Raw genomic sequence first — 612 nt, 5'->3', positions numbered from 1 at the left:
CCGCCGCCGCCGCCCACGCTCTGGGCGTAGATGGCCGAGGCCCGGTCGCCCTTGGTGATGATCGCGCCGCTGTTGCCGACCGTGACGTCGCCGCCCTTGCTGGCCGTGCCGCCCGAACCGCCGATCGACAGGGCGACGAACGCGCCCACGCTGACGGAGTCGCCGCCATTGCCGCCGCCGCCGCCCACGCTCTGGGCGAACACGCCGCCCGAGCCGTCCAGGACGGTGTTGATCGAACCACGATTATAGACCGTGACGTCGCCGCCGGCCCCGCCGCCCGCGCCGGCGCCGCCGATCGCGAACTGCGCGCCCGCGCCGCCGCCATTGCCGCCGCCGCCGCCCACGCTCTGGGCGAAGATGGCGTAGGAATCGTAGCCGTGGGTGGTCAGGTCGCCGTTGTTGGTGACATTGACCGCCAAGCCGGCCCCGCCGGCCCCGCCGTCGCCGCCGATAGCGACAAAGCCGCCGGCCCCGGCGCCGTTGCCGCCGCCGCCGCCCACGCTCTGGGCGAACAGGCCCACGGCCAGGTCCTGGTGGGTGATGATCGAGCCTTCGTTGATCGCGGTGACCGCCTTGCCGTCGCCCGACGAGCCGCCGCCGCCGCCGATGCCG

At 75.0% G+C, this 612-nt stretch carries 1 pseudogene; it reads right to left on the bottom strand.

Features of this window, described 5'->3' with window-relative positions:
* A pseudogene (locus PMI01_RS20605) lies at positions 1 to 612 on the bottom strand (hypothetical protein); the annotation flags it as partial.

This window comes from Caulobacter sp. AP07 (assembly GCF_000281955.1).
In the GTDB taxonomy this organism is placed as follows: Bacteria; Pseudomonadota; Alphaproteobacteria; order Caulobacterales; family Caulobacteraceae; genus Caulobacter.
This window is presented reverse-complemented; position numbering and strand designations above follow the sequence as displayed.